Origin of the sequence: Nostoc sp. MG11, from assembly GCF_014904695.1 — a bacterium.
Lineage (GTDB): Bacteria > Cyanobacteriota > Cyanobacteriia > Cyanobacteriales > Nostocaceae > Komarekiella.
Window position 1 is genome coordinate 1 of record NZ_JACXXN010000160.1, and the last position, 1,727, is coordinate 1,727.

The window sequence follows — 1,727 nt, forward strand, 5'->3', positions numbered from 1 at the left end:
CCTTAAACGGCTGCCCATATCCTTTTTACCGTGGTAGATGGATTGTACATATTTATTTATCTTTACACAGTTTGGTTTTTTCACCTTGTTCTACTTATCTTTATCATTTTTTTTGTGAAATGGTATCAGCGAAAAGTTGATGGACGGATGTATCCGCCATCAAACTTTTCAAGACAACAGGAATTGCTCAGGCTAGATGATGAGTGTGGGGTGTGTGGATGGATACCCGAAAATTTCTTAGAGGAAACTGAACGCGTAGCAGCTTCTACTCAAAAGCTCAAACGAAGACAGCGTAAAGGCTGCTTGTATAAATATATCGAAAATAAGAAGCTGAAAAACGGAACTATGGCTTCTTACCCTCGTGTTATTGGACACCGCAATCCTAATAATCCTACTCATTGGCGTTGAGGTTTTAATTGGGAAGAGAAAATCGATCAAGAATGGAAGGAGCGCAGTATTGGAAGTGTGCCAATTAGGTGCGATCACGATGATTCAATCCATGCAAAGTAAAGGAATTCCTTTAGAGGAGATTATTGCTTTTATTAGGAGGTCGAAAAGTAAGGATAAATCTTGATAATGTGATGTAACGAGGGTGGCATATACTCCGCCCATTTTTCGCATTACAGAAACGCGCTCGCTCTCGAAAGAGCTTGGCTGACTTGAATCTACTTAAAATTCAACATTAGTATTTTGTTGCATATCTGTTGCAAGCAACAAAACACTAATGTTAGTATTCTCTTTAAATTAGCTGTCATTATACATTAAGAATCTCAAAAAGTCTTTTTTGAAATCCTTTAAATGCTTATTCAGCTAATTAAAAGGTTCGTAAAGTGAGGTGAGAATAGTGACAAATTATCAAATTACTAAATCTGATTCTGATGAGGTAAATTTATTTGTAGATTTATCTATAGAAGAACAGCAGTCTATCTGTGGTGGATTTTTTGAAACTAATAGCTCAAATATTAGTAATAGTCAGTCACCTGATTTTACTCTTTTTGGTATTCTCGCTACTTCTAATGGTCAAATTAGACCTGCTTTAGTAAAAGGCTTCAGAAGAGATTGATGAAATAACTAGCAAGTGAGGTAAGTAATGTACATAAATGGTCAAGTTGCTGAATCTAATGAAATTAATTTTCTTGTAGATTTATCTACAGAAGAACAGCAGTCTATCTGTGGTGGATTTTTTGGAACTAATGGCTCAAATGTTAATGACATCTTAGAACCTGATTTCACCGTGCGTGGTACTCTCACTACTTCTGATGGTGAATCATTTCCTGTTGATATTTTCACCTTTGTACCCTAATGTCTAGGGATATAAGTAAGTAGAGTAAAACTTTAAATTTAGCAATAACAAGGGCTTCAGTCACATTTTTTAGGTTATTGATTGTAACTTATCAATCATTAAAATTAATAGCAACTAAGTAAGTCATGGGGAAAATTTATAAGTATGTAACAAACAATTAAGCAGAAGAATGAGTGTTAAATCTTATGCGTTGTGTACTGGAGTTTCCCTTCTCTGCTCTTGTTTGAATTCCATCAATGACTGCATAGGCAAGGTCTAACTCATCTTCAAAACTTTTTGAGGCAAGTTCACTTTTTTTGAGGTGCTGCCACTCCAGTTCAATTGGATCCCACATTCCGCAGGTAAGAGAGGAGATCAATGGTATTTTTGGTGAATGACACCATCAGGATCACAAATAAGAGTACAAGATATTGACCACTGTGGG

At 35.8% G+C, this 1,727-nt stretch carries 3 protein-coding genes; all 3 read left to right on the top strand.

Annotation, left to right across the window (positions count from 1 at the left end):
• Positions 1–114 precede the first annotated feature (114 nt).
• The 3 genes from HCR01_RS37765 to HCR01_RS37775 all read left to right on the top strand — a co-directional run bounded on the left by HCR01_RS37765 (position 115) and on the right by HCR01_RS37775 (position 1,303).
• The gene (locus HCR01_RS37765) at positions 115–408 is read left to right on the top strand and encodes a hypothetical protein (protein ID WP_193200989.1); all 294 of its coding nucleotides are present in this window, start codon (positions 115–117) and stop codon (positions 406–408) included.
• 436 nt (positions 409–844) lie between these two features.
• A complete protein-coding gene (locus tag HCR01_RS37770; RefSeq protein WP_193200990.1) occupies positions 845–1,063 on the top strand; it encodes a hypothetical protein in 219 nt (72 codons plus the stop codon).
• Positions 1,064–1,090: 27 nt separating this feature from the next.
• Complete coding sequence (locus HCR01_RS37775) at positions 1,091–1,303, top strand: hypothetical protein (protein ID WP_193200991.1); 213 nt, start codon at positions 1,091–1,093, stop codon at positions 1,301–1,303.
• Positions 1,304–1,727 lie beyond the last annotated feature (424 nt).

Coding starts and splice junctions, on each gene's coding strand:
- HCR01_RS37775 (WP_193200991.1), top strand. CDS start 1,091: ATGTACATAAATGGTCAAGTTGCTGAATCTAATGAAATTAATTTTCTT.